The sequence below is a fragment of the Enterobacter sp. ENT02 genome (genome assembly GCF_019219165.1).
Lineage (GTDB): Bacteria > Pseudomonadota > Gammaproteobacteria > Enterobacterales > Enterobacteriaceae > Enterobacter > Enterobacter mori.
Genome location: NZ_JAHUWD010000002.1, coordinates 239,252 through 264,504, shown reverse-complemented (window position 1 = coordinate 264,504; position 25,253 = coordinate 239,252). Strand labels below are relative to the sequence as shown.

The window sequence follows — 25,253 nt, the reverse complement described above, 5'->3', positions numbered from 1 at the left end:
TTATGAGCTGGGAATACACCACCAAACCGCCCAAACAACATGGACGCTCAATGCTTATTGCACTGGGATGTACCCTGCTGGGCGTTTGCGTGCAAAAAGTTCTGGCCGAAGATTATTTCAACCCGGCACTGTTGGATATCGACAACCCCAGTCAGGAGAAGACGGATCTCAGTATTTATGAGATCGGCCCCGGCCAGGCGCCGGGTAAATATCACGTCGACGTCTTCGTGAACAATAATAAAGTGGCAAGCAAAGAAATTACGTTTACGCTGAAAAAAGATGCCAGCGGAAAATCGATCCTGCAACCGTGCCTGAGCGCGGCCCAGCTAAAAAGCTTCGGCGTTAACATTGATAAATTCGTGCAGGATGAAAAGGCCCAGTGCATTGACCTGGGCGTTATCCCTTCCGCCAGCGCCACGTTTCACGTTAATCCGCAGCAGTTGCTGTTAAGCATTCCTCAGACCGCCATCACCCAGGTGCCGCGCGATTACGTCGACCCGCAGGAGTACGACGAAGGGATAAATGCCCTGCTGCTGAATTACAGTTTCACCGCCGGGGACAACCACGGTAAGGGCGAAAACGGTACCGACCAGCGCAGCGAGTTTCTTAACCTGCGCCCGGGTCTTAACCTTGGGGCGTGGCGCTTGCGTAACTACTCCACCTGGAGCAAAACCAGCGGTGACAGTGATGCAGAAAGTGAGTTTTCGTCGGTCTACACCTATGCCCAGCGCGATATCATCGCCCTTGGCAGCAACGTCAAACTCGGACAAAGCTCGTCCCCCTCCGATGTATTCGACAGCATCTCATACACCGGGGCGCAGATCGCGTCGGACGACGACATGCTCCCGGACAGCATGAAAGGCTTTGCACCGGTGATCCGCGGAACAGCGCACAGTAACGCCCAGGTCATCGTCCGCCAGAACGGTTACGTCATTTATCAGAACTATGTTGCTCCCGGCGCGTTTGAGATTAACGATCTCTACCCCACCGGCGGCAGCGGCGATTTGAACGTCACCGTAAAAGAGACGGACGGCAGCGAACAACATTTCGTGGTGCCCTACGCGTCGGTGCCGGTATTGCAGCGTGAAGGCCGCTTTAAATACAGCCTCACCGCAGGTCGCTATCGCAGCTACGACAGCGACGTCGAAAAAACGCCTTTCATGCAGGGTACGGCAATCTACGGGTTGCCTTACGGCTTTACGGCCTACGGCGGCGTGCAGGCCAGCCAGTACTACGATGCCCTGGCGCTGGGGTTCGGTAAGAACATCGGGGATTTCGGCGCGTTTTCGGTGGACCTTACCGACGCGAAATCGGAGATGCAGGACCAGGATCCGACTCACGGCCGCTCCTGGCGCATCCGCTACAGCAAAGATTTTGCCACCACCGGCACCCATTTTTCCATGGCTGGCTATCGCTATAACAGCAAGGGATTTTACACCCTGCAGGACACCCTGGATTCCCATACCCGCAATGACGACTGGCAAACGCCGGACACCCGACGCAGCCGCGAAGAGGCCACTGTCGATCAGTCTCTGGGTGGTTCATTTGGTTCGCTGACCTTAAGTCTGGTCAAAGAGAACTACTGGAACTCAAACCAGGGAATGACCTCAATGAACCTGGGTTACAACAACTCGTGGCACGGCATCAGCTACGGCCTGAGCTACGGGCTGGATAAAAACACCCGTGACGGCAGCGACGACGACAACGAAAAAACCAGCGAGCAGACCATCGCCTTCAACGTCTCTGTACCGCTCGATCGTTGGCTCAGCAACACCTGGGTGAACTACAACCTGAACAGCACGAAACACGATACCACCCAAAGCGTGGGCCTGAACGGCACCGCGCTTGCTGGCAATAACCTCAGCTGGGGCGTTCAGCAGGGCCACAGTCAGAGCAGCGGCGACAGCACCAGCCTGAATGCCGATTACAAAGGTACCTACGGTGAAGTGAACGCGGGCTATTCGCAGGATAACCAGCAGCAGCAGCTCAACGTCGGCCTTCAGGGGAGCATGATCGCCCATGCCCACGGCGTCACGCTGGGTCAGCCGATGGGCGAGACGGCCGCGCTGGTCGAAGCGCCGGGTGCGGACGACACGAACATCAGCAATCAGACCGGCGTGAATACTGACTTCCGCGGCTATGCCATTGTGCCTTACGTGTCGCCGTACCGTCATAACACCCTTGCGCTCAACACGGAGACGCTGCCGGGAAATGCGGACGTCGATCGGGCAGCCATAACCGTGACGCCAACGCGCGGCGCCATCGTGCGCGCCCATTACGAAACGCACGTTGGCAGCCGGGTATTAATGACCCTGAAACGCGCCGATGGACGTGCGATCCCGTTTGGTGCGACGGCATCTCAGGCCCATCAGGACGGCGAGTTTATCGTGGGTGACGGTGGGCAGGTTTATCTGACCGGCATGCACGAAAAAGGGACGATTGACGTCAGCTGGGGGAAAACCGCCGACAGCCACTGCACCGCAGCCTACCACCTGCCAGCAAAAGACGATGGTGCAGTGCTTAACATCACGGCGCAGTGCGTATGACCCTTTCCGAGGAAAAAATGAACATGTTTAAATATGCCTTTGCGCTGATTGTGTTCCTTACAAGCGCGTGCCTGATACCGCATGCTCATGCAGCGACAACCTGTGATAGCACCGATCTGCCCTATACCCTTGATGCCGGCACGCTTTCCGTACCCACGACCCTTGATATCGGCGGCGTCATCCCAGGCTCGGCAAAGACACATACCATCAACGGAAGCTGTTCCGGAACGATTTCCAGTCACACCATTATTTCCTGTTACTACGGAACGGGAACGGAAGTTTCAGGCATGCCGGGCGTTTACTCCACTGATGTGGACGGCGTAGGGATTCAACTTCTGAACAGTAGCGGGCAGATCGTTCGCGGAAAAGGTTATTCATGCGACACCACCGCGACGCCCATGGGGACAGTCAGCAGCGACGGCGGACAGACGTTTTCTTTCAGCTATACCGAACGGTTAATCAAAACGGCGACACACATCGGGAGCGGAACTATTTCAAGTGCGCAAGATCCCTTTGGATTTGGTGTTTTTCAGTCTGTCGGTATTTCTGGCGATCGAAATAACAGCCGTTATTCCGCCACGGTTGCGGAAAGAACAGCCACCTGCTCCATTGACCCGCTGAATCTGACGGTCACACTCGGCGATTTCCCGGTTTCGCAATTTACCCACGTGGGCAGCTATACGGCCTGGAAGAATTTCAGTCTCACCGCCATCTGTACGGAAGCGGTCAACCTCACGGCATCGGTGACCAGCGCCAATGGCGTTAACAGCCAGTTTGATGATGTTCTTAACCTGACGCCAGGCAGCGACAGCGCCACGGGCGTCGGCGTAGGGATGCTGCTTGACGGCGTCGATCTAAAATACAACTACCCTATCCCTATCGGCGGAACAACCGAACCTAACGTCCCTGACGCGATTAATTTTGCCGTACGGTATTACCAGACGGACAACATCGTCACGGCCGGCAAAGCCAACACGATTGCCACCATCGATATGGAATACCAGTAACGGAGCGATGATGAATAAGTTACCCTTTTTACTCGCGCTGGTGAGCCTCTCTGCGGGCGCGACCGACGTTACGCTCAATATCGAAGGGAATATTTACGACACCACCTGCCAGGTAGACAGCGCCAGCCAGAATATGGTGGTGGATCTGGGGCAGGCCGTCGCCAGTGATTTCAAGGATATCGGCGATACCGGCCCGTGGAAAAATTTCGACTTAAAGCTCACGAACTGTCCGCCCACGCTGACGGTGACCACCATCTCCGTTGACGGCCCGCGCGATACGGAACACCCCTTTAAATTTGCCAATAGTGGCACCGCTAAAGGGGTGGCACTGGAGCTGGCCGATCGCCTGGATTATATCGTGCTTGCCCCTGAAGCCCGATTCAGCGTGATAATTGATGCCAACACCCACACCGCGGACTTCCCCATGGCCGCACGCTATTACGCTACCGCCATCCCCGTGACGGCCGGCACGTTCAGCAGCGTTGTGCAGGCCACCTTTACTTACCAGTAGGACCGCGCCCCTTAGCATGGATGCTTTTTTTACGCCCGGCGGTCAGTTTTGCCGGGCGTTTTTTCACTTCCGGCACCTCGGGCTGTTCAATCGGGAACACCGGTAACGCATTCAGCAGCCGCTGACCGTAGTTCTTCGTCAGCAAACGCTTGTCATAAATCACAATCTCGCCCCAGCAGCCGTGGCTACGGATCAGACGCCCGACCTGCTGGATCAGGTTAAACGACGCCGCAGGCAGGCTTTGCACCTCGAACGGATAGCGGTTGAGGCTCTTTAGCCACTCGCCCTCGGTGATCACCACAGGGCTGTCGATGGGCGGAAAGGCGATTTTATGGATATGCACCTGCGTCAGGTAGTCGCCCTTCAGATCCAGACCTTCGGCAAACGACTGCAACCCCACCAGCACGCTGCGCTCGCCGTTATCAATGCGCTTGCGGTGCGTTTCCACCAGCCGGTAGCGCGGCTGATCGCCCTGCACCAGCAGGAGTAAACGCAGATCGGTGACGTGTTCCAGGAAGCGCTGCATCGCCCGCCCGCTGGCAAACAGCACCAGCATGCCGGGGTATTTTCTGCTCTCGACCTGTTCGCGGAAGTAGGCCGCCATTTCCGCAATGTGCTGCTCTTCGTTTTCCATCAGCGGCTCATACTTCATCCGCGGGATCACCAGCTTGCCCTGCTCGCAGTGGTTAAACGGCGAGTCCAGCGCCACAAAACGGTCGCTCGCTTTCTCTTTTAGCCCGCTCATCTCCTGCAAACGAGAAAAGCTGTTCAGGGAGCGCAGCGTGGCAGAGGTGACCACTACGTGCGGCACGCTGCGCCAGATCAGCTTTTCCAGCTGATCGGCCACGCGGATGCCCACGCAGTGGAAAAAGAGATGCACCTGCCCGTCCCGCTCTTCGCGAGTGGCCCATTTGGTGACCGGCGCGCCGGACGCCTGCGCCATCGAGGCCAGCCGCCAGAGCTTGCTCTGCGCTTCAAACATCCCCAGCGCACGGTTCATCTGCAGCAGAATGCGGTGCAGCCGCACCACGTCGTGAGTGCCGGTTTTCTCGCTAAGATCGTTCAGAAACATCTCCGCCAGCCCGCGCAGTTTTTCCAGATGCTTCGCCAACTGCTGGCAAATCTCCATCACCTCTTCAGGTAGCTCACCCATCGCAAAGCGGTGTTCGGCTTCCTGCGTTTGCGGAAGATAAAGATTCAAAATGTTGTTGAGCGAGGCAATCAGGCTGTAGACCTCTTCACAGTGGTCGCTCAGCCGCTCCGGCACCGCCAGCGGCGGCGTGGTTTTCGGACGAAATTGCTCCATGCAGGTGGCAATCAGCTTGCAGAAGAGATCGAGCTGAAGACGGAACCAGGGGGCGGTAATTTCGGCGCTCATCTCCAGCGCGTCCCGCGCCACATCCGGCAGATGGTGGCCTTCATCGAGCACCAGCAGCAGGTTTTTGGGCTCCGGCAGCACCGCTTCGCTCTCCAGCGCGGCCATCACCAGCGCGTGGTTAGCCACCACCACTTCCGCCTCCTGAATTTCACGCCGGGCGACGAAGAACGGGCACTCGCGGTAGTAGTGGCAGTTGCGGTTCAGGCAGCTCGCTTTGTCGGTGCTGAGCCTGCGCCATAAATCGTCGCTGATGGCCTTATCAGTATGATCGCGCAGGCCATCCCACTTATAGCCGTCAAGATCGATCTTGAGCGTGGCGCAGAGTTCCTGCTCGGCTTTATTGTTCGGCGTGAGATCGTCGTCGAGGAAGGCCAGCAGATCCTGCTGCGTCGCCTCGCTGCTGGCCAGCCCCGCCAGGTTACGCGGGCACACGTAACGCCCGCGCCCAAAGGCCGCCGTAAACCGCAGGTCGGGGATGATTTTGCGCAGTAGCGGTAAATCTTTGCTGAAGATCTGATCCTGCAGCGCCACGTTGGCGGTGCTGACCACCAGCGTTTTGTCCTCTTCCCGCGCAATCGCGATGCCGGGAATGAGATACGAGAGGGTTTTCCCGACGCCGGTTGGGGCTTCAATCGCCAGATGTCGCCCGTCGTCCCCGGCGAGCGTTTTGGCCACGTCAGCAATCATCTGCCGCTGCGGAGCTCGGGGGATAAAGTCGGGGATCTGCTGTTGTAGCGCCTTATACCATGCGCCAATTTGCGCCTTGAGCGCAGCGGTTAAAGCCATTGGAAAACCTGAAACACTGTATAAACAGCCACTATTGTGACACTTTCTCTTCGCTGCCGCAAAAAGAAAAGCCCGGCTTATTTCCATCTTCTACAGTGGTGCTGAGAGGGCCGGATTTAACACGATACTTTTCTGGAACTTTCATGAGCTGACTCCTTAATTTGGTTAAAAATTGCCTGGTCATTGTCTGAAAGTGACAGCGACAGGTCGTAAACATGATCTTGTTTGAACTTCCATACCAGTTGTGGGCATACGCTGGAGCAAATTGACACAGTGATGAAAGGAATAGGAATGAGGTTTTCAAGCGCAGTAATGGTATTAGCGCTGCTGGTGCCGGTAGCAGGGAACGCAGCGAAAGATCTCGATTGAGCTGAAGTGCGAGAAGTTGAAGGTGACTGTCTTCGATAAAAAAGGGGAGATCTTTATCGATAACATCCCGACTAAGGGCGGTCCGTCAAAGATGGATCACATAAAAATTGAACGTATAGAAATGATGGGCTCGCCCGTTATCAAGACTCGATTCGTTGCCTACCCCGAAATGGGCGGAACTTATGGCTTATACAACCTGTATACGTACGATGACGGTCAGCCTGCCGTTCTCACCTCTGAGTGGCTGAATGCCGATGACCAGCCAATGAGGCCAGTAATCTCTTACGAATGTTCGAAATCCGTCGAGAGGATGCAGACCATGCCGAACATCCAATCTATCGGTGAAATGCGAGGCTGGTAAATGTGGCCCGAGTTTGGACCGAGGTGGTTAGAGGTGGTAATACCAGCACTTGTCCGTAGAGCGATGAAGACAGTCTACTTTATCGCGTTATCCCTCCCTGTAGGACGAGCACTGGGCCGCGCTGAAAGGTGGTTTAACTATGCCTGGGCGAGCCGTATTGGCGAAATATTGTATGGGCACGATGAGAGAGGTCAGGACAATTTATACGAGCTTTATACATACATAGGACTGATAGCCATTCTTCTCATTACGACGGTGATTTATCTCTTAACAATGAAATTGTTCAGCAAAATAAGGAAATAAAAAATGTCTATACCAGCTTACTTATGGCTTAAAGACGACGGCGATGCATTAATCAAAGGCGGGGTTGATGTTCAGCAAAGAGAGTGCAGCATCGAGGTTAAGGGCTTCCACCACAACCTCATGATTCCAACAGATAACGCCACCGGCAAAATAACCGGTACCCGCATGCACTCGCCTATGCTGATCATCAAAGAATTCGACTGCTCAAGCCCATACCTCTATAAGGCAGTGGCCACCGGTCAAAGTCTGGTATCAGCAGAAATAAAATGGTACCGGATCAACTACTCTGGACAGGAGGAAGAATACTTCAACATGCTGCTTGAAGGTGTACGGATCGTTTCTATCTCCCCAGCAATGGCACCAGGGGATAACCCCAACGAAAACCATATGGAAACGGTGGAGCTGCGTTACGAGAAGATTACCTGGAAGCATAGCGATGGGAACATTATCTTCAGCGACGCCTGGAACGAACGCCAGTCAGCGTAACAATCGTGAGGGGCGCTCAGCCCCTTAATCATACAACCAGCGCCCAGCTTTGGCTGACTCGATAAACATTTCGAGCGTTAGCGGCTTGTACTGACGGTCGCAAAACTTCTTTCTAAGCCCGAACTGAAACCAAAAGAGCTCCGGCTCAACGTAGTTGTCCATGACAAAGTTACTGTGCTCTATTCCATACCGAGTGAAAAGGTCGAGCAGCATGTCTTCCAGATCTTCTGGAACGAGGTTGAAATGCTCCTGAAAGGTCCAATCCTTTCTGGCGGGACGCTTACGCTCACTGTAGTTCTCAGTGATGTAATCCAAAAACTCTTGCTCATCAGGCAGCAGCATTAGAAGTAAGTCCATTCAATCCGATCTTTAGGCCGGGCTATGAGGTTGTATTTGTTTCTTGTCTCTCTGGCCACAAGGGCAAAGATGATGACTGCCTGAGCATAGCCAATATAGGGAACGGCCCTTCCTACTACCGCTCCAACCTTATTTGTGTATCGTTTTTTTCCCATACCGATAATGGTCTCAACCCTCACGCCTTCAGGAAAGCGGACTCCCTTTAAAATGCGCCGCGCTAACTTGGAGGCGATACTTGTACGCGAACCAGACGCACCCAGCACCTTACGCTTGGGTAGAATAGGTTGCCCTGCCAGGATTGTTGCAGCAGTCTCTACCGTTACGCCCAGATGGTTCGCCAAACCCTCCACGAATATCAGCAAAAATAGCTCCTGTGGGGTTACGTTCGCATTCCCGTGATAGAAATACGTCCCGCCAAGTTCCTCTACAGTATCCATTGCATAATCCCTTAATCAAATAAGGGCAAGGTTAAACACTTATTGTTGCCAGGGATAACGGATAGGTACCACTTTCTAAAAAATCAGAAAATAGCCCGCGTTGAGTACTCTATCGGGTCAGAACTGACTTTAGCCACCAGCTTTCAGGCTCTCGATAGAGCTCAACAGGCGTTTGGCGTTCGCCGGGGAGCGCATCAGGTATGCAGTTTCCTCCAGCGATTTGTACTCTGTCAGCGACATCAGTATGCATGACACGCTGTTCTGGTTAACGATGAGAACCGGTGCATGATCCTCTATTGTTTGCCGCATAGTCGCCGACAAGTTTTGGCTGGCTTCGGTATAGCTAATAACTCGCATTGAGAACTCCGGATGATCAGAACATACAGTCGGAATGAAGAGAAAATACTGGAGGGGATCAGACAAAAAGAAACCGCCTTAGGGAGGCGGTTTCTTCCCCCGAGCTGTTAGGAGCAGCGCGGGCAAGCCATAAAGACTCGTAAGTTGACACCCTCATTGTGTACGAACAATCGCCATTTATCAATATAACCGTAGTTGTATGCAGATTATTCTCAACTACTCCTTGTTACACATACCCTTTTTTATATCCTCGGTTCGTCAATTTCCGAGTTTGGGCGGACGTTTTTAAAGCAACTTTGAGACCGTTTAGGTCTCGATAGAGAGATCGAATTACCAGTGAGCAGCATGGTCTGTCTATAGCTTGTGGGAATGAGTTTTAATCCCCCCTGCTGAAGGCGAGAAAGAATCGCTTAGATGTGCTTTAAATTCACGGTCAATGGTCAGGGATTAGGAACCCCTGGTTGAGCTTGCCGGCGATCCCGTTAACCCCGCTATCAGAGCCTCGCCCCCAGCGTGCTTACTGCTGCACGACAGCGCCTGGGGGGGCGGATCGGCGGTAAAGGTGCAGCAGGAAATATACCTAAGCATCTGAAAGGAATAAGGGAAAATGTAAAATCCTTTATTTTGCCGGAAAAAAAAGCACCGAAGATATGATCGTTCGGTGCTTTATGTTCCGCCTAAATATCCGTTCAGCTTTAAGTCACGTGAGGCTTAAGTGAACGGCATTAGGCTTTACGACCGGGCTTCCAGATTACTGCGGGTTGGCAGGTTTACGCGGGCGGCGTCGACGCTGCCCTTCCCCTGCCGGTTTCCCTTCGCCGCTGCGCCACGGGTTTTCACCCGCCGGTTTGCTGTCGTTGTTACGACGCGGCGGTTTGCCGGAGGATTTCGGTGCGCCACCTTCTGCACGACGCGGCTGCTGACCGCGACCGCCACCACCCTGACCACGTCCACCGCCGCCCTGACGACCGTTCTGAATCGGCTCGGCTTTGATCGACGGGTCCACTTCGTAGCCCGGGGTTTCGATGCGCGGGATCTCTTTCTTCAGCAGACGTTCGATGTCGCGCAGCAGCTTGTGTTCATCCACGCAGACCAGAGAAAGCGCTTCACCGGTTGCCGCCGCGCGGCCGGTACGACCGATACGGTGAACGTAGTCTTCCGGCACGTTTGGCAGCTCGTAGTTCACCACGTGCGGCAGCTCTTCGATATCCAGGCCACGGGCGGCGATATCGGTCGCCACCAGCACGCGGATGTCGCCGGATTTGAAGTCCGCCAGCGCACGGGTACGCGCACCCTGGCTCTTGTTACCGTGGATCGCCGCGCTGCGGATACCGTCTTTATTCAGCTGTTCCGCCAGGTGGTTAGCGCCGTGCTTGGTGCGGGTAAAGACCAGCACCTGCTGCCAGTTGCCCTGACCGATCATCTGGGAGAGCAGTTCCCGCTTGCGCTTTTTATCAACAAAGTGAACGTGCTGCGTCACCTGCTCAGAGGCGGTGTTGCGACGCGCCACTTCCACTTCCAGTGGGTTATGCAGCAGCTTTTCCGCCAGCGCCTTGATCTCGTCGGAGAAGGTCGCGGAGAAGAGCAGGTTCTGACGGCGCGCAGGCAGCTTGGCCAGCACGCGACGAATATCGTGGATGAAGCCCATGTCGAGCATGCGGTCGGCTTCGTCCAGCACCAGAATTTCAACCTGATCCAGCTTAACCGCGTTCTGGTGTTCCAGATCCAGCAGGCGGCCCGGCGTTGCCACCAGCACGTCCACGCCGCCGCGCAGCTTCATCATCTGTGGGTTGATGCTGACGCCACCGAAAACCACCAGCGAGCGAATGTTGAGATAGCGGCTGTAGTCACGCACGTTCTCACCAATCTGCGCGGCCAGCTCACGAGTAGGTGTCAGGATCAGGGCACGAACCGGACGACGGCTTTTGGCGTGCGGCTGGTTTTTTACCAGCAGTTCCAGCAGCGGCAGGGTAAAGCCCGCGGTTTTACCGGTGCCGGTCTGGGCGCTGGCCATCAGGTCACGACCCTGAAGCACGGCGGGGATCGCCTGCTGCTGGATTGGGGTTGGCTCAACGTAGCCCTGTTCTGCGATCGCGCGCAGAATTTCCGGGTTCAGGCCAAGGGAATCAAAAGACATAAAAACTCCGAACCGCCCCGACCATCACAGGTGTAGTTTTCAGGGAGATATAACGAATAGGGGAGGACAAAAACCACAATGTCGCGAAGGGGCGGAGTGTAGCAGCTTTTGTGACGTGGCGCATAAAATATCCCTCAACATTCCCTCGACGGGAGAGTGAATCAGACATAATCTTAATCAATCGATTGATTAATTTTTAATGCCGTCATGAATACGACACCCACAACAACCAAAGGTGAACAGGCCAAAAGCCAGCTTATCGCCGCCGCGCTGGCGCAGTTTGGTGAGTACGGGCTGCACGCGACCACGCGGGATATCGCGGCGCAGGCCGGGCAGAACATTGCGGCCATCACCTACTATTTTGGCTCAAAAGAGGATTTATATCTCGCCTGCGCCGAGTGGATCGCCGATTTTATCGGCACGCAGTTTCACCCGCAGGTGGAAGAGGCCACCGTGCTGCTCGGCCAGCCGTCGCCCGATCGCGCCGCCGTTCGCCAGCTTATTCTCAACGCCTGTCATAATATGATCCGCCTGCTGACGCACGACGATACGCTGAACCTGAGCAAGTTTATTTCCCGCGAGCAGCTCTCCCCTACGGCTGCCTACCAGCGGGTACACGATCGGGTGATCGCGCCGATGCACTCGCACCTGACCCGGCTTATCGCGGCCTATACCGGACGCGATGCACTCGACACCGAAATGATTTTGCATACCCATGCCCTGTTGGGCGAAGTGCTCGCCTTCCGTCTGGGGCGGGAGACCATCCTGTTACGTACGGGCTGGACACAATTTGATGAGGATAAAGCCGAGCAGATTAGCAAGGTGATCGCCTGTCACGTCGATCTGATCCTGCAAGGCTTAACGCAAAGGAGCCTGAAGTCATGAAAAAACCTGTCGCCATCGTTCTGGTGGTTGTTGTGCTGCTTGCTGCTGGAATAGGTGGCTGGCTGTGGTATCAGAGCCAGCAGGATAAAGGTCTGACGCTGTACGGTAACGTGGATATTCGCACGGTGAACATGAGCTTCCGCGTCGGCGGACGTCTCGCCTCGCTGAGCGTTGACGAAGGCGATGCCATCAAAAGCGGACAGACGCTGGGGATGCTGGATAAAGCGCCCTACGAGAACGCGCTGATGCAGGCCAAAGCGGGCGTATCCGTGGCTCAGGCGCAGTATGACCTGATGCTGGCAGGCTATCGCGATGAAGAGATCGCCCAGGCTGCCGCCGCCGTTAAGCAGGCGAAAGCCGCCTATGACTACGCGCAGAACTTCTACTCGCGCCAGCAGGGGCTGTGGAAAAGCCGCACCATTTCCGCTAACGATCTGGAAAATGCGCGCTCGTCCCGCGACCAGGCGCAGGCGACGCTGAAATCCGCACAGGATAAATTAAGTCAGTACCGCACCGGTAACCGCGCACAGGATATTGCCCAGGCGAAAGCCAGCCTTGAACAGGCACAGGCCCAGCTGGCCCAGGCGGAGCTGGACCTGCGCGACACCACGTTAATCGCCCCGTCCGACGGCACGCTGATGACCCGCGCCGTAGAGCCGGGCAGCATGCTCAGCGCGGGCAGCACCGTCTTAACGCTCTCCCTGACCCGCCCGGTGTGGGTGCGCGCTTACATTGACGAGCCGAACCTCGGGCAGATGCAGCCGGGCCGCGAATTGCTGCTCTATACCGATGGTCGCCCGGACAAGCCGTATCACGGCAAAGTGGGCTTTGTCTCCCCTACCGCCGAATTCACCCCGAAAACTGTTGAAACACCGGACCTGCGAACCGACCTGGTGTATCGCCTGCGCATCATCGTCACCGATGCGGACGACGCGCTGCGTCAGGGTATGCCCGTAACCGTAACAGTCGGCGACGGGGAACGACATGAATGACGCGGTTATCCAGCTCCACAATCTGGTCAAACGCTTTAAGGGAATGGACAAACCGGCCGTCGCGCCGCTGAACTGCACCATCCAGAAAGGCTACGTGACCGGGCTGGTCGGTCCGGACGGCGCGGGGAAAACTACGCTGATGCGGATGCTGGCGGGGTTGCTCAAGCCGGATGAAGGTACGGCCAGCGTACTCGGTCTTGACCCGATAAAAGACGACGGAGCGCTCCACGCCATGCTCGGCTATATGCCGCAGAAGTTTGGCCTGTATGAAGACCTGACGGTGATGGAAAACCTGAACCTGTACGCCGATCTGCGCAGCGTCACCGGCGAAACGCGGCAGAAAACCTTCGCCCGCCTGCTGGAGTTTACCTCCCTAGGCCCGTTCACCGACCGGTTGGCTGGCAAGCTCTCCGGCGGGATGAAGCAGAAGCTGGGCCTGGCCTGTACGTTGGTCGGCGAGCCAAAGGTGCTGCTGCTGGATGAGCCCGGCGTGGGCGTTGACCCGATTTCTCGCCGTGAATTGTGGCAGATGGTGCACGAACTGGCGGGCGACGGGATGCTGATCCTCTGGAGCACCTCCTATCTCGACGAAGCGGAACAGTGCCGGGATGTGCTGCTGATGAACGAAGGCGAACTGCTTTATCAGGGCGAGCCGACGACGCTGACGCAGAGCATGGCCGGGCGCAGCTTCCTGCTGCATAGCCCGCAGGAGTCCAACCGCAGGCTGCTGCAGCGGGTGCTCAGGCTGCCACAGGTGAGCGACGGTATGATCCAGGGCCGCTCGGTGCGCATTATTCTCAAAAAAGAGGCCACAGCCGACGACATTCGCCAGGCGCAAGGCATGCCTGAGATCGAGATAGAAGAGACCGCGCCGCGCTTTGAGGACGCGTTTATCGACCTACTGGGCGGCGCGGGTACGTCAGAGTCGCCACTTGCCGCCATTCTGCATACGGTGGAAGGCACGCCGGGCGAAACGGTGATCGAAGCCAAATCGCTCACCAAAAAGTTCGGGGATTTCGCCGCCACCGATAACGTCAATTTCGCGGTTAAACGCGGCGAGATTTTTGGCCTGCTTGGACCAAACGGCGCGGGAAAATCGACAACCTTTAAGATGATGTGCGGCCTGCTGGTGCCGACATCCGGCAAGGCACTGGTGCTGGATATGGATCTGAAAGTCAGCTCCGGCAAGGCGCGCCAGCATCTCGGGTATATGGCGCAGAAGTTTTCGCTGTATGGCAACCTGACGGTCGAGCAGAATCTGCGCTTTTTCTCCGGCGTGTACGGCCTGCGCGGGCGGGCGCAGAACGAAAAAATCCGCCGTATGAGCGACGCCTTCGCGTTAACCAACATTGCGTCCCACGCCACCGACGAGCTGCCGCTCGGCTTTAAGCAGCGGCTGGCACTGGCCTGCTCGCTGATGCACGAGCCGGATATTCTGTTTCTGGATGAACCGACATCCGGCGTGGATCCCATTACCCGCCGCGAGTTCTGGTTGCACATCAACAGCATGGTGGAAAAAGGGGTGACCGTGATGGTGACCACCCACTTCATGGACGAGGCGGAGTACTGCGACCGCATCGGGCTGGTGTATCGCGGCAAGCTGATTGCCCACGGCACGCCGGACGACCTGAAAAACCAGGCCGCCGACGACGCACAGCCAGACCCGACCATGGAGCAGGCGTTTATCACCCTCATCCACGACTGGGATAAGGAGAATGCCCATGCACAGTAATGCGATTTCGTGGCGCAGGGTGCGCGCGCTATGCATTAAAGAGACGCGGCAGATCGTGCGTGACCCCAGCAGTTGGCTGATTGCGGTGGTGATCCCCCTGCTGCTGCTGTTTATCTTTGGCTACGGCATTAACCTGGACTCCAGCAAGCTGCGGGTCGGGATTCTGCTGGAGCAGCAGAGCGAAGAGGCGCTGGACTTCACTCACGCCATGACCGGTTCGCCCTACATTGACGCCACCATCAGCGACAACCGGCAGGAATTGATCCAGAAAATGCAGGCCGGGAAAATTCGCGGTCTGATCGTCATTCCGGTGGATTTCGCCGCCAATATGGCGCGCGCTGAAACCGATGCGCCGATTCAGGTGATCACCGACGGCAGCGAGCCGAACACCGCGAACTTCGTGCAGGGCTACGCGGAGGGGATCTGGCAGCTCTGGCAGATGCAGCGCGCCGAAGACCGGGGTGAGGAGTTTGAACCGCTGATCGATGTGCAGACGCGCTACTGGTTTAACCCCGCCGCCATCAGCCAGCACTTTATTATTCCGGGCGCCGTGACCATCATCATGACGGTAATCGGCGCGATACTGACCTCGCTGGTGATCGCCCGCGAGTGGGAGCGCGGCACCATGGAGGCGCTGCTCTCTACCGAAGTCACGCGCGTCGAGTTGCTACTGTGCAAGCTCATCCCCTACTACTTCCTCGGCATGCTGGCGATGCTGCTCTGTATGCTTGTCGCCGTCTTTATCCTCGGCGTGCCCTATCGCGGCTCGCTTGTCGTGCTGTTCTTTATCACCAGCCTGTTTTTACTCAGCACGCTGGGCATGGGGCTGCTCATCTCCACCATCACCCGTAACCAGTTTAACGCCGCGCAGGTGGCCCTCAACGCCGCCTTTTTACCATCGATTATGCTGTCCGGGTTTATCTTTCAGATAGACAGTATGCCTGCGGTGATCCGCGCCGTGACCTATGTTATTCCGGCTCGCTACTTTGTGAGCACGCTGCAAAGCCTGTTCCTGGCGGGGAATATTCCAGTGGTGCTGATTATCAACACCCTGTTTTTGATGGCGTCGGCGGTGATGTTTATCGGGTTGACGTGGATGAAAACCAAACGGCGGTTAGATTAAGGAGCGCGCATGTTTCACCGTTTATGGACATTGATCCGCAAAGAACTGCAATCCCTGCTGCGCGAGCCGCAAACCCGCGCCATTCTGGTTTTGCCGGTGCTGATCCAGGTTTTACTGTTCCCGTTTGCCGCCACCCTTGAGGTGACCAACGCCACCATTGCCATTTACAACGAAGATAACGGCAAACATTCCGTTGAGCTAACGCAGCGCTTTGCCCGCGCGAAGGCCTTTACTCACATCCTGCAGCTGAAAAGCCCGCAGGAAATCCAGCCCACCATCGACACGCAAAAAGCGCTGCTGCTGGTGCGGTTCCCGGCGGATTTCTCCCGCAATCTGGATACCTTCCAGACCGCGCCGATGCAGCTGATCCTCGACGGGCGTAACTCCAACAGCGCCCAGATCGCAGCGAACTATCTGCAGCAGGTGGTGAAGGATTACCAGCAGGATCTGATGGAGGGCAAACCGAAGCCCAATAACAGCGAGCTGGTGGTACGCAACTGGTACAACCCGAATCTGGACTATAAGTGGTTCGTGGTGCCGTCGCTGATCGCCATGATCACGACCATCGGGGTGATGATCGTGACCTCCCTGTCCGTCGCCCGCGAGCGCGAACAGGGCACGCTGGACCAGCTGTTGGTCTCCCCGCTCGCCACCTGGCAGATTTTCGTCGGCAAAGCGGTTCCGGCGCTGATTGTCGCGACCTTCCAGGCCACCATCGTGCTGGGAGTAGGTATTTGGGCCTACCAGATCCCGTTCGCCGGTTCGCTGGCGCTGTTTTACTTCACGATGGTGATTTACGGGCTGTCGCTGGTGGGGTTTGGACTGCTGATCTCGGCGCTCTGCTCGACGCAGCAGCAGGCGTTTATCGGGGTATTCGTCTTTATGATGCCCGCAATTTTGCTCTCGGGTTATGTTTCACCCGTCGAGAATATGCCGGTGTGGTTACAGGATCTGACGTGGGTAAACCCGATTCGACACTTTACGGATATCACCAAGCAAATCTATCTGAAGGATGCGAGTCTGGACATTGTCTGGGGAAGTTTGTGGCCGCTACTGGTCATCGCGGCCACGACGGGATCAGTGGCGTACGCGATGTTTAGACGCAACATTGCGTAGCTTTTTCTCTTTGGTGAGTAAAGAGACAACCGCAGGCCCTGCGAGGATTGCCAGACCCGCCAGGGCCAGCAGCAGGTTGTTTTGCAGCACGCGCGACAGCAGCCAGAGCACAATCATCGCGGCACCAAAATACCAGGTGGTGGTGAGCTCTTCGAGCACATCACCCACTTCACGCCAGCGCGCCTCGTGGTGACGCTGTAAAAACAGCATAGACAGCACGGTGACGCCGTAAAGCACGCATAGCCCCAGACCAACATGCACCAGCGTGCCGCTCATCCAGCCCATCACCAGTACGGCCACGACCAGTAAATGCAACATTATCTGCCAGCAACTCAAACCCGTTGCGACACGAACACGTTGTTGCCACTTCATGGCTTCTCTCCTGAAGGATTTTTCTCTGCTAGTTCAGACTACCGCACTTTACGGAAAATTCCGTAACGCCGCATCTTTTTGTGACGCCGACTACACTTTATTTTCATCGGGATAGTCACCCAGGAAGGTGTTTATGACCATTAAAACGCAGCATTTCTCGCTTAAGGTGCTGACGATAAACATTCATAAGGGCTTCACAGCATTTAACCGCCGCTTCATTTTACCGGAGCTGCGCGACGCCGTTCGCACCGTCAGCGCGGACATTGTTTGCCTGCAGGAAGTGATGGGCGCGCACGAAGTGCATCCAATGCATGTCGAAAACTGGCCGGATGCCCCCCACTACGAGTTTCTGGCCGATACCATGTGGAGCGATTACGCCTACGGACGCAACGCAGTTTACCCCGAAGGGCACCACGGTAATGCGGTGCTGTCGCGTTTTCCGATTGAGCACTATGAAAACCGCGACGTGTCGGTGGGCGAAAGTGAAAAACGCGGCCTGCTTTACTGTCGGATCACGCCACCCGATCTGGAATTTCCCGTTCACGTAGGCTGCGTGCATCTTGGTCTGCGTGAAGCCCACCGTCAGGCTCAGCTGCAGATGCTCGCCGAATGGAGCAATGCGCTGCCGGAAGGCGAGCCCGTGGTTATCGCCGGTGATTTCAACGACTGGCGGCAGCGCGCCAACCATCCGCTTAAGGTGAACGCCGGGCTGGAGGAAATTTTCACCCGCGCCAACGGACGCCCCGCACGCACGTTCCCGGTGCGCTTCCCCCTGCTGCGCCTTGACCGCATCTACGTCAAAAACGCCCATGCCAGCAGCCCTACCGCGCTGGCGTTACTCAACTGGCGACATTTATCAGACCATGCCCCGCTCAGCGCGGAGATCCACTTATGAAATGTACATGGCAGGAAGGAAACCGCATTACGCTGCTGGAGAATGGCGATCAATATTATCCGGCCGTGTTTAAAGCGATTGATAACGCACAGCAGAAAGTGATCCTCGAAACCTTTATCTGGTTCGAAGATGAGGTTGGTAAGCAGCTGCACAGCGTGCTGCTGCGTGCTGCCCGGCGTGGGGTCAAAATTGAAGCGCTGCTCGACGGCTATGGCTCACCGGACCTGAGCGATGAGTTCGTCAACGAACTGACCGCCGCAGGCGTGGTCTTCCGCTACTACGATCCCGGCCCCCGCCTGTTCGGCATGCGCACGAACCTTTTTCGTCGGATGCACCGCAAAATTGTGGTGGTGGATGAGACGGTGGCGTTCGTCGGCGGCATTAATTACTCCGCTGAACATATGTCCGACTATGGCCCGGAAGCCAAGCAGGACTACGCGATCCGCATTGAAGGCCCGGTGGTTCAGGATATTTTACTGTTTGAACTGGAGAACCTGCCGGGTAAAGAGGCCGTTCGCCACTGGTGGCGACGTCGCCATCGCCCGGAGGAAAACCGACAGCCCGGCGAAGCGCAGGCGCTTTTCGTCTGGCGCGACAACGGCGAGCACCGGGATGACATTGAACGTCATTACCTGAAGATGCTGGCGAACGCGAAGCGCGAGGTGATTATCGCCAACGCTTACTTCTTCCCCGGCTACCGTATTCTGCATGCCATGCGCAATGCGGCCCGACGCGGCGTGCGCGTGAAGCTGATTGTGCAGGGCGAGCCGGATATGCCGATTGTCAAAGTGGGCGCACGCCTGCTCTATAACTATCTGGTGAAAGGCGGTGTGCAGATCTACGAATATCGCCGCCGACCGCTGCACGGCAAAGTGGCGCTGATGGACGATCACTGGGCAACCGTCGGCTCCAGCAATCTCGATCCGCTGAGCCTGTCGCTGAATCTGGAAGCGAATCTGATCATTCACGATCGGCAGTTTAATCAAACTCTGCGGGATAACCTTCAGGGGCTGATCGTCAATGACTGCGTGCGCGTGGATGAGTCGATGGTGCCGAAACGCACCTGGTGGAACCTTGGCATTGGCGTGGTGGTGTTCCACTTCCTGCGTCATTTCCCGGCGATGGTCGGCTGGCTGCCCGCGCATACGCCAAAGCTTGCGCAGGTGGACCCGCCGGTTCAACCCGAAATGGAAACTCAGGACCGCATTGAAGCGGAAGACGGAGGGAAAACCTGATGTCGAAATCGCATCCTCGCTGGAAGCTGGCAAAAAAAATCCTCACCTGGCTGTTCTTCATCGCCGTCGCGGTACTGCTGGTGGTATACGCGCAAAAAGTCGACTGGGAAGAGGTGTGGAAGGTCATCCGAAACTATAACCGGATGGTGCTCCTGAGCGCCGTTGGGCTGGTCATCGTCAGCTACCTGATATACGGCTGCTACGACCTGCTGGGCCGCGCCTACTGCGGACACAAGCTGGCAAAGCGCCAGGTGATGCTGGTGTCGTTTATCTGCTACGCCTTTAACCTGACGCTGAGCACCTGGGTCGGCGGCATTGGCATGCGCTATCGCCTTTACTCGCGCCTTGGCCTGCCGGGCGGGACCATCACGCGCATTTTCTCGTTAAGCATCACCACGAACTGGCTGGGCTATATTCTGCTCGGCGGGGTGATCTTCACCATCGGCGTGGTGCAGCTGCCCGCGCACTGGTATATCGACGAGGCCACGCTGCGCATTCTGGGCATCGTGCTGCTGCTGATCATCGCCGTATATCTGTGGGCCTGTGCCTTTGCTAAACGCCGCCATATGACCATCAAGGGGCAAAAGCTGGTGTTGCCCTCATGGAAGTTCGCGGTGCTGCAAATGGTGGTCTCCAGCGCCAACTGGATGGCGATGGGGGCGATTATCTGGCTGTTGATTGGCGAGGACGTAAATTACTTCTTCGTGCTGGGCGTGCTGCTGGTGAGCAGTATTGCAGGCGTCATTGTGCATATCCCGGCGGGGATCGGCGTGCTGGAGGCGGTATTTATCGCGTTGCTTGCGGGGGAGCATGTCTCTCAGGGAACGATTATCGCCGCCCTGCTGGCGTACCGCATGATCTATTACTTCCTGCCGCTGGCGCTGGCAACGGTCTGTTATCTGGTGCTGGAGAGTCGGGCGAAGAAGCTGCGAGCGAAGAACGAGAGGATGTTGGCGAAGTGAGTTGTGTCGGGTAGCGCTGCGGTCTGATGCCCTCTCCCACTGGGAGAGGGAGAAAAGCCCGCACCGTGTAATCCCCTCTCCCTGAGGGAGAGGGTTAGGGTGAGGGGGAAATAACTAGCGACGGTTGCCGAAAATACGCAGCAGCATCAGGAACAGGTTGATGAAGTCCAGGTACAGCGTCAACGCCCCCAGAATCGAGTATTTGCGCAGGTTAGAACTGTCGCGCACGTCAATCTGCTCGCCGATGTTTTTCAGCTTCTGGGTGTCGTAGGCCGTCAAGCCAACGAAGACCACCACCCCGATGTAGGTCACAGCCCACATCAGCGCGTCACTCTTCAGCCACAGGTTCACCAGCGACGCCAGCACGATCCCAATCAGCCCCATAAACAGCATGTTGCCTAATCCACTCAGGTCACGTTTGGTGGTGTAGCCATACAGGCTCATCACGCCGAACATCCCGCCGGTCACCACAAAGGTGCTGGCGATGGAGGAGTAGGTGTAAACGATGAAAATACTGGAAAGCGTCAGTCCGGTTAGCGCTGAATAGAGCATAAACAGCGTGGTCGCCATTCCGGCACTCAGCTTTTGCACCAGGCCAGAAAGCACAAACACCAGCGCCAGCTGCGCGATAATCAGCCCAAAGAAGGTGATTTTGCTGGAAAAGATAAACATCATCAGTTCAGGCGTGTTCGCCGCATACCACGCGATAAACGCGGTAAGCAGCAGGCCGACCGTCATCCAGCCGTACACCTGAGCCATATACGTCTGCAGGCCGCTACGGGTCTGCTGTACTATTGAATCGGAACGCGGAAATCGGTCCATGATTCACTCCTGATTAAGATTAAGTAGACACACACGTTAAGATTAACACATCCACGTAAACCGACTACCAACGGCTGGCGGCTTGTTTATCGCTGTCGCGCGATTCCACCCAGCGGTCACCTTCCGGCGTGGCTTCACGCTTCCAGAACGGGGCTTTGGTTTTGAGATAGTCCATAATGAACTCCCCTGCCGCAAACGCACTGCCGCGGTGCGCGCTGGTCACCCCGACGAAGACAATCTCCTCGCCAGGCCACATCTCGCCGATGCGGTGAATCACCGTGATGCGGCCAAGCGGCCAGCGGCCCCGCGCCTCGTCGACAATCGCCGCCAGCGATTTCTCGGTCATCCCCGGATAGTGCTCCAGCGTCAGCGCCTTCACGCTGTCGCCGAGGTTGTGGTTGCGCACTTTACCGGTAAAGGTGACGACCGCACCATCTTCATCGCGCTCGGCCAACCAGTCATATTCTGTACCAACATTAAAGCGCTCGTGACCGACCAGAATTCGGGTTTCAGCCATCTTAGCCCCCTGTCACCGGCGGGAAGAAGGCCACCTCATCCCCCGCTTTCAGCGGATGGGTGAATTCAACCAGCGTCTGATTCACGGCGGCCAGCAGCTTGCCTTCCTCGAGCGCCAGCGCCCAGCGGTCGCTTTGTGCCGCCAGATGCGTGCGCAGGGCAGCGACGTTTTCGAAGGACGCATCCAGCGTCAGGCTGTCGGTATTGACCAGCTCGCGCACCTGGGCAAAAAAGAGCACCTTAATCATGGCTGTCCACCTTAAAATCACCGGATTTGCCGCCGCTTTTCGCCAGCAGGCGCACCGGGCCAATGACCATATCTTTCTGCACTGCTTTGCACATATCGTAGATGGTCAGCGCGGCGACGGAGGCCGCCGTCAGCGCTTCCATCTCAACGCCGGTCTTCCCGGTTAAGCGGCAGAGTGACTCAATGCGTACGCGGCTGTGCTCAGGCTGCGCCTGCAGGTTCACTTCCACCTTGCTCAGCATCAGCGGATGGCACAGCGGAATTAAGTCCCAGGTGCGTTTCGCGGCCTGAATACCGGCGATGCGCGCGGTCGCAAAGACATCACCTTTGTGGTGGCTGCCGTCGAGAATCATCGCCAGGGTTTCTGGCAGCATAGTGACGAACGCTTCCGCGCGCGCCTCGCGCACCGTTTCCGCTTTGGCGGAAACATCCACCATATGCGCTTCACCGGCGGCGTTAATGTGGGTCAGTTGTGACATAGCTTATTTCTTTAAATGGGGGTGGAAATTACACGGACGGGTACGGGCATCCAGCTGCGGGGCGATGATGTTTTCCCACGCGGTACGGCAGGCTTTGGTCGAGCCCGGCATAGCGAAAATCAGCGTGTTGTTCGCCACGCCCGCCACGGCGCGTGACTGGAGCGTGGAGGTACCAATCTCTTCAAAGGAGAGCATGCGGAACACTTCGCCGAAGCCTTCCACTTCGCGGTCGAACAGCGGGATCAGCGCTTCGGGAGTCTGATCGCCTGCGGTAAAGCCGGTGCCGCCGGTAATCAACACCACCTGCACCTCATCGCTGGCGATCCACTGAGAGACCTGAGCACGAATGGCGTAGCGGTTCTCTTTTACGATCGCTTTATCGACGATGTGATGCCCCGCGTCATGCGCCTCATCACGCAGCCAGTGACCGGAGGTATCATCCTCTTCGCCACGGCGGTCGGAAACGGTAAGGATAGCAATGCGTGTCGGGATAAATTCTGCGCTTACCTGACTCATCTTCTGATTCCTTCTTAAGACTGATTACCCGCCGATGTAAGACAGGTTCTGAGTAATGCCGGTATTGCCCTGATGCAGGAAGTGGGTCTGTTTTTTATGCGTCAGCGCTTCAGAAATGCGTGCTTCAAGCGCGTCCTGCTGCGCATCGTCTTCCAGCAAATCGCGAAGATCTACGCCGCCGTCGCCAAACAGGCAGAGATGAAGCTTGCCAACGGAGGAGACGCGCAGGCGGTTGCAGCTGGCGCAGAAGTCTTTCTCATAGGGCATGATAAGCCCTATCTCACCTTCGTAATCCGGATGACAAAAGACCTGCGCCGGGCCGTCGCTGCGCTGGCGGATCTGGTGGATCCAGCCGCGTCTCAGCAGCGCGTCGCGCAGCACCATGCCAGAGATGTGATGACGACGGAACAGCTCGCTGCCCTCGCCGGTTTCCATCAGCTCAATAAAACGCAGTTGAATGCGGCGTGGTTTGATCCACGCCAGGAAGGTGTCCAGCTGATGATGGTTTACATCACGCATCAGCACGGTATTCACTTTGACTTTGTCGAACCCCGCAGTGAATGCGGCGTCGATGCCTTCCATCACCTGATGGAATTTGTCCTGTCCGGTAATGGCGTGGAACTGACGGGCATCGAGGCTATCTACGCTGACGTTGATCGCCGTCAGGCCCGCATCGCGCCAGTTCGCCACGTCGCGCGCCATGCGGTAACCGTTAGTGGTCACCGCTATCTGGCGGATACGTTCGTTTTCACGCACGGCGGCAATGATGTCGGGGAAATCACGACGTAAAGAGGGTTCGCCACCGGTCAGACGCACCTTTTCCGTGCCGAGTTCAGAGAAGGCGCGCGTAACGCGGCGCACTTCATCCACGGAGAGAAAGCCGTTATTGGTGACCTTACCCGGCTTGTAGCCATCGGGCAGGCAGTAGGTGCAACGGAAGTTACACACATCGGTAATCGACAGACGTAAGTAATAAAACTTACGCGCGAAAGCATCAGTAAGTTGTGAAGCCATGTACACCTTTCCAGATCGGGAGGCACAGTCATTTCTTTCTGTACCCTGGTGGCTAATTTGCCACGGCCAGGGCGCCATATCGTTCGACACAGGCGCCAGGGCTAGAGTGTATGTTTTCAAAAATGAAAACGTGGTTATAGCGATAGTAACGCGGAAATCATCACTTCGCCATTCTCGCATTTCGCTATATAATTATATACATAGCGACTTAATCGTGCATTTTCGCTACAGGATACCCAAAAACTGCACTTTCACATTGATATACGTCATTTTGCATCGGCTGAGGCATCGTCTTTTAGGGGTAGTTAGGTTACTGTTACGCGATCGAACGTGATAAGGAATACCTATGCGCAATCGCACTTTTGCGGATCTTGACCGAGTGGTCGCTCTTGGCGGAGGCCACGGCCTGGGCCGCGTCATGTCCTCATTGTCGTCACTCGGGTCAAGGCTGACAGGGATAGTGACCACCACCGATAACGGCGGCTCAACGGGGCGGATCCGACGTGCCGAAGGCGGGATTGCCTGGGGAGATATGCGCAACTGTCTGAACCAGTTAATTACCGAACCGAGCGTCGCATCGGCGATGTTTGAGTACCGTTTTGGCGGTAATGGCGAACTTTCCGGGCATAACCTCGGAAATCTGATGTTAAAGGCCTTAGATCACCTAAGTGTGCGGCCTCTCGAAGCCATCAACCTGATCCGTAATCTGCTTAAAGTGGATGCATTTCTGATCCCCATGTCTGAACAACCGGTCGATTTAATGGCTATCGACGCTGAAGGGCATGAAGTTTACGGTGAGGTGAATATTGATCAGCTTATCCTGCCGCCAACGGAGCTAATGACCTATCCAAGCGTCCCCGCCACGCGCGAAGCGGTAGAAGCCATCGGTGAAGCGGATCTGATCCTGATTGGCCCTGGTAGTTTTTACACCAGCCTGATGCCGATTCTGCTGGTGAAAGAGCTAGCGCAGGCGCTGCGCCGCACCCCCGCCCCGATGGTCTACATCGGTAACCTGGGACGTGAACTGAGCCCGGCGGCGGCGAGCCTGTCGCTGGCGGACAAGCTTGATTTAATGGAGCAGTACGTCGGTAAAAAAATTATCGACGGTGTCGTGGTGGGGCCGAAGGTGGACGTATCGGGTATTGGCGACCGCGTGGTGGTGCAGGAGCCGCTAGAGGCGAGTGATATTAAATATCGCCATGACCGTCACCTGCTGCGCGAGGCGCTGGAGAAGGCGATTCAGGCACTGGGTTAGGCTCGTTTTGTGCGGCCTGATGCCCTCACCCCGGCCCTCTCCCACAGGGAGAGGGAG

26 protein-coding genes and 1 riboswitch are annotated in these 25,253 nt (G+C 56.5%); of the genes, 14 read left to right on the top strand and 12 right to left on the bottom strand.

Annotation, left to right across the window (positions count from 1 at the left end):
• Nucleotides 1-2 precede the first annotated feature (2 nt).
• From KW829_RS07210 to KW829_RS07200, 3 genes are read left to right on the top strand one after another with little or no spacing between them, the layout of a single operon-like run.
• A complete protein-coding gene (locus tag KW829_RS07210) occupies nucleotides 3-2,546 on the top strand; it encodes a fimbria/pilus outer membrane usher protein (RefSeq protein ID WP_218307916.1) in 2,544 nt (847 codons plus the stop codon).
• Complete coding sequence (locus tag KW829_RS07205; protein ID WP_218307915.1) at nucleotides 2,543-3,553, top strand: fimbrial protein; 1,011 nt, start codon at nucleotides 2,543-2,545, stop codon at nucleotides 3,551-3,553. The genes KW829_RS07210 and KW829_RS07205 overlap by 4 nt, the downstream gene beginning before the upstream one ends.
• Nucleotides 3,554-3,563: 10 nt before the next feature.
• Nucleotides 3,564-4,064 carry a fimbrial protein gene (locus KW829_RS07200; protein ID WP_218307914.1) on the top strand — a complete coding sequence of 167 codons (501 nt, stop codon included), beginning with the start codon at nucleotides 3,564-3,566 and terminating at the stop codon, nucleotides 4,062-4,064.
• Here KW829_RS07200 and dinG read toward each other — a convergent pair.
• Entirely contained in the window at nucleotides 4,051-6,228 is a 2,178-nt protein-coding gene (gene dinG / locus KW829_RS07195) for an ATP-dependent DNA helicase DinG (protein WP_218307913.1), read from the bottom strand. The genes KW829_RS07200 and dinG overlap by 14 nt on opposite strands.
• A 391-nt stretch (nucleotides 6,229-6,619) precedes the next feature.
• On the opposite strand from dinG, the gene KW829_RS07190 reads away from it, so the two are divergent.
• Both KW829_RS07190 and KW829_RS07185 read left to right on the top strand, forming a co-directional pair.
• A complete protein-coding gene (locus KW829_RS07190; RefSeq protein ID WP_010428876.1) occupies nucleotides 6,620-6,958 on the top strand; it encodes a hypothetical protein in 339 nt (112 codons plus the stop codon).
• 306 nt (nucleotides 6,959-7,264) lie between these two features.
• Nucleotides 7,265-7,747: an Hcp family type VI secretion system effector gene (locus KW829_RS07185; protein ID WP_010428872.1), complete on the top strand. Its 483-nt coding sequence runs from the start codon at nucleotides 7,265-7,267 to the stop codon at nucleotides 7,745-7,747.
• Between the two features lie 24 nt (nucleotides 7,748-7,771).
• Here KW829_RS07185 and KW829_RS07180 read toward each other — a convergent pair whose 3' ends face one another.
• The 4 genes from KW829_RS07180 to rhlE all read right to left on the bottom strand — a co-directional run bounded on the left by KW829_RS07180 (nucleotide 7,772) and on the right by rhlE (nucleotide 11,035).
• Nucleotides 7,772-8,089, bottom strand: a complete 318-nt coding sequence (locus KW829_RS07180; protein WP_010428870.1) for a DUF1493 family protein — start codon at nucleotides 8,087-8,089, stop codon at nucleotides 7,772-7,774.
• Nucleotides 8,089-8,541: an STM2901 family protein gene (locus KW829_RS07175; protein WP_010428868.1), complete on the bottom strand. Its 453-nt coding sequence runs from the start codon at nucleotides 8,539-8,541 to the stop codon at nucleotides 8,089-8,091. The genes KW829_RS07180 and KW829_RS07175 overlap by 1 nt, the downstream gene beginning before the upstream one ends.
• Nucleotides 8,542-8,670: 129 nt before the next feature.
• Nucleotides 8,671-8,898: a YoeB-YefM toxin-antitoxin system antitoxin YefM gene (gene yefM, locus KW829_RS07170; RefSeq protein WP_010428866.1), complete on the bottom strand. Its 228-nt coding sequence runs from the start codon at nucleotides 8,896-8,898 to the stop codon at nucleotides 8,671-8,673.
• Between the two features lie 751 nt (nucleotides 8,899-9,649).
• Nucleotides 9,650-11,035 (bottom strand): ATP-dependent RNA helicase RhlE, encoded by a 1,386-nt coding sequence (gene rhlE / locus KW829_RS07165; RefSeq protein WP_089598958.1) that lies wholly within the window; start codon nucleotides 11,033-11,035, stop codon nucleotides 9,650-9,652.
• A 207-nt stretch (nucleotides 11,036-11,242) separates the two neighbouring features.
• Between rhlE and cecR the strand changes: the two genes are divergently transcribed.
• Genes cecR through KW829_RS07140 form a run of 5 tightly spaced genes read left to right on the top strand, consistent with a single transcriptional unit; the run spans nucleotide 11,243 to nucleotide 16,883 of the window.
• Complete coding sequence (cecR, locus tag KW829_RS07160) at nucleotides 11,243-11,920, top strand: transcriptional regulator CecR (RefSeq protein ID WP_218307912.1); 678 nt, start codon at nucleotides 11,243-11,245, stop codon at nucleotides 11,918-11,920.
• On the top strand, nucleotides 11,917-12,912 hold the full coding sequence (hlyD, locus tag KW829_RS07155; protein WP_218307911.1) for a secretion protein HlyD: 996 nt from the start codon (nucleotides 11,917-11,919) through the stop codon (nucleotides 12,910-12,912). The genes cecR and hlyD overlap by 4 nt, the downstream gene beginning before the upstream one ends.
• Nucleotides 12,905-14,644 carry an ATP-binding cassette domain-containing protein gene (locus KW829_RS07150; RefSeq protein ID WP_218307910.1) on the top strand — a complete coding sequence of 580 codons (1,740 nt, stop codon included), beginning with the start codon at nucleotides 12,905-12,907 and terminating at the stop codon, nucleotides 14,642-14,644. Before hlyD ends, KW829_RS07150 begins: the two co-directional genes overlap by 8 nt.
• Nucleotides 14,634-15,767 carry an ABC transporter permease gene (locus KW829_RS07145; RefSeq protein ID WP_089598954.1) on the top strand — a complete coding sequence of 378 codons (1,134 nt, stop codon included), beginning with the start codon at nucleotides 14,634-14,636 and terminating at the stop codon, nucleotides 15,765-15,767. The genes KW829_RS07150 and KW829_RS07145 overlap by 11 nt, the downstream gene beginning before the upstream one ends.
• Nucleotides 15,768-15,776: 9 nt before the next feature.
• Nucleotides 15,777-16,883 carry an ABC transporter permease gene (locus KW829_RS07140; protein ID WP_218307909.1) on the top strand — a complete coding sequence of 369 codons (1,107 nt, stop codon included), beginning with the start codon at nucleotides 15,777-15,779 and terminating at the stop codon, nucleotides 16,881-16,883.
• Here the strand turns inward: KW829_RS07140 and KW829_RS07135 are convergent.
• The gene (locus KW829_RS07135; RefSeq protein ID WP_089598953.1) at nucleotides 16,845-17,255 is read right to left on the bottom strand and encodes a YbhQ family protein; all 411 of its coding nucleotides are present in this window, start codon (nucleotides 17,253-17,255) and stop codon (nucleotides 16,845-16,847) included. The two genes, KW829_RS07140 and KW829_RS07135, sit on opposite strands and share 39 nt — an antisense overlap.
• Before the next feature lie 133 nt (nucleotides 17,256-17,388).
• Here KW829_RS07135 and KW829_RS07130 point away from each other — a divergent pair, with 133 nt between their 5' ends.
• Genes KW829_RS07130 through KW829_RS07120 form a run of 3 tightly spaced genes read left to right on the top strand, consistent with a single transcriptional unit; the run spans nucleotide 17,389 to nucleotide 20,347 of the window.
• Entirely contained in the window at nucleotides 17,389-18,150 is a 762-nt protein-coding gene (locus tag KW829_RS07130; RefSeq protein WP_042715005.1) for an endonuclease/exonuclease/phosphatase family protein, read from the top strand.
• A complete protein-coding gene (clsB, locus tag KW829_RS07125; protein ID WP_010428848.1) occupies nucleotides 18,147-19,385 on the top strand; it encodes a cardiolipin synthase ClsB in 1,239 nt (412 codons plus the stop codon). Before KW829_RS07130 ends, clsB begins: the two co-directional genes overlap by 4 nt.
• Entirely contained in the window at nucleotides 19,385-20,347 is a 963-nt protein-coding gene (locus KW829_RS07120) for a YbhN family protein (RefSeq protein ID WP_010428847.1), read from the top strand. The genes clsB and KW829_RS07120 overlap by 1 nt, the downstream gene beginning before the upstream one ends.
• A gap of 114 nt (nucleotides 20,348-20,461) precedes the next feature.
• Here KW829_RS07120 and KW829_RS07115 read toward each other — a convergent pair whose 3' ends face one another.
• The 6 genes from KW829_RS07115 to moaA form a co-directional block, all read right to left on the bottom strand.
• Nucleotides 20,462-21,169, bottom strand: coding sequence for a Bax inhibitor-1/YccA family protein (locus KW829_RS07115; protein ID WP_010428846.1), 708 nt, complete (start codon nucleotides 21,167-21,169; stop codon nucleotides 20,462-20,464).
• Nucleotides 21,170-21,233: 64 nt separating this feature from the next.
• On the bottom strand, nucleotides 21,234-21,686 hold the full coding sequence (moaE, locus tag KW829_RS07110) for a molybdopterin synthase catalytic subunit MoaE (protein ID WP_010428844.1): 453 nt from the start codon (nucleotides 21,684-21,686) through the stop codon (nucleotides 21,234-21,236).
• A gap of 1 nt (nucleotide 21,687) precedes the next feature.
• A complete protein-coding gene (gene moaD / locus KW829_RS07105) occupies nucleotides 21,688-21,933 on the bottom strand; it encodes a molybdopterin synthase sulfur carrier subunit (protein ID WP_218307908.1) in 246 nt (81 codons plus the stop codon).
• Nucleotides 21,926-22,411, bottom strand: coding sequence for a cyclic pyranopterin monophosphate synthase MoaC (gene moaC, locus KW829_RS07100; RefSeq protein ID WP_089598948.1), 486 nt, complete (start codon nucleotides 22,409-22,411; stop codon nucleotides 21,926-21,928). Before moaC ends, moaD begins: the two co-directional genes overlap by 8 nt.
• A gap of 3 nt (nucleotides 22,412-22,414) precedes the next feature.
• The gene (gene moaB, locus KW829_RS07095) at nucleotides 22,415-22,927 is read right to left on the bottom strand and encodes a molybdenum cofactor biosynthesis protein B (protein ID WP_010428839.1); all 513 of its coding nucleotides are present in this window, start codon (nucleotides 22,925-22,927) and stop codon (nucleotides 22,415-22,417) included.
• A gap of 24 nt (nucleotides 22,928-22,951) precedes the next feature.
• A complete protein-coding gene (gene moaA, locus KW829_RS07090) occupies nucleotides 22,952-23,941 on the bottom strand; it encodes a GTP 3',8-cyclase MoaA (protein ID WP_100165247.1) in 990 nt (329 codons plus the stop codon).
• A riboswitch (molybdenum cofactor riboswitch) is annotated at nucleotides 23,929-24,062 on the bottom strand. It overlaps the preceding gene by 13 nt.
• A 225-nt stretch (nucleotides 24,063-24,287) precedes the next feature.
• Here moaA and yvcK point away from each other — a divergent pair.
• Nucleotides 24,288-25,196: a uridine diphosphate-N-acetylglucosamine-binding protein YvcK gene (yvcK, locus tag KW829_RS07085; RefSeq protein WP_010428835.1), complete on the top strand. Its 909-nt coding sequence runs from the start codon at nucleotides 24,288-24,290 to the stop codon at nucleotides 25,194-25,196.
• Nucleotides 25,197-25,253: the final 57 nt, after the last annotated feature.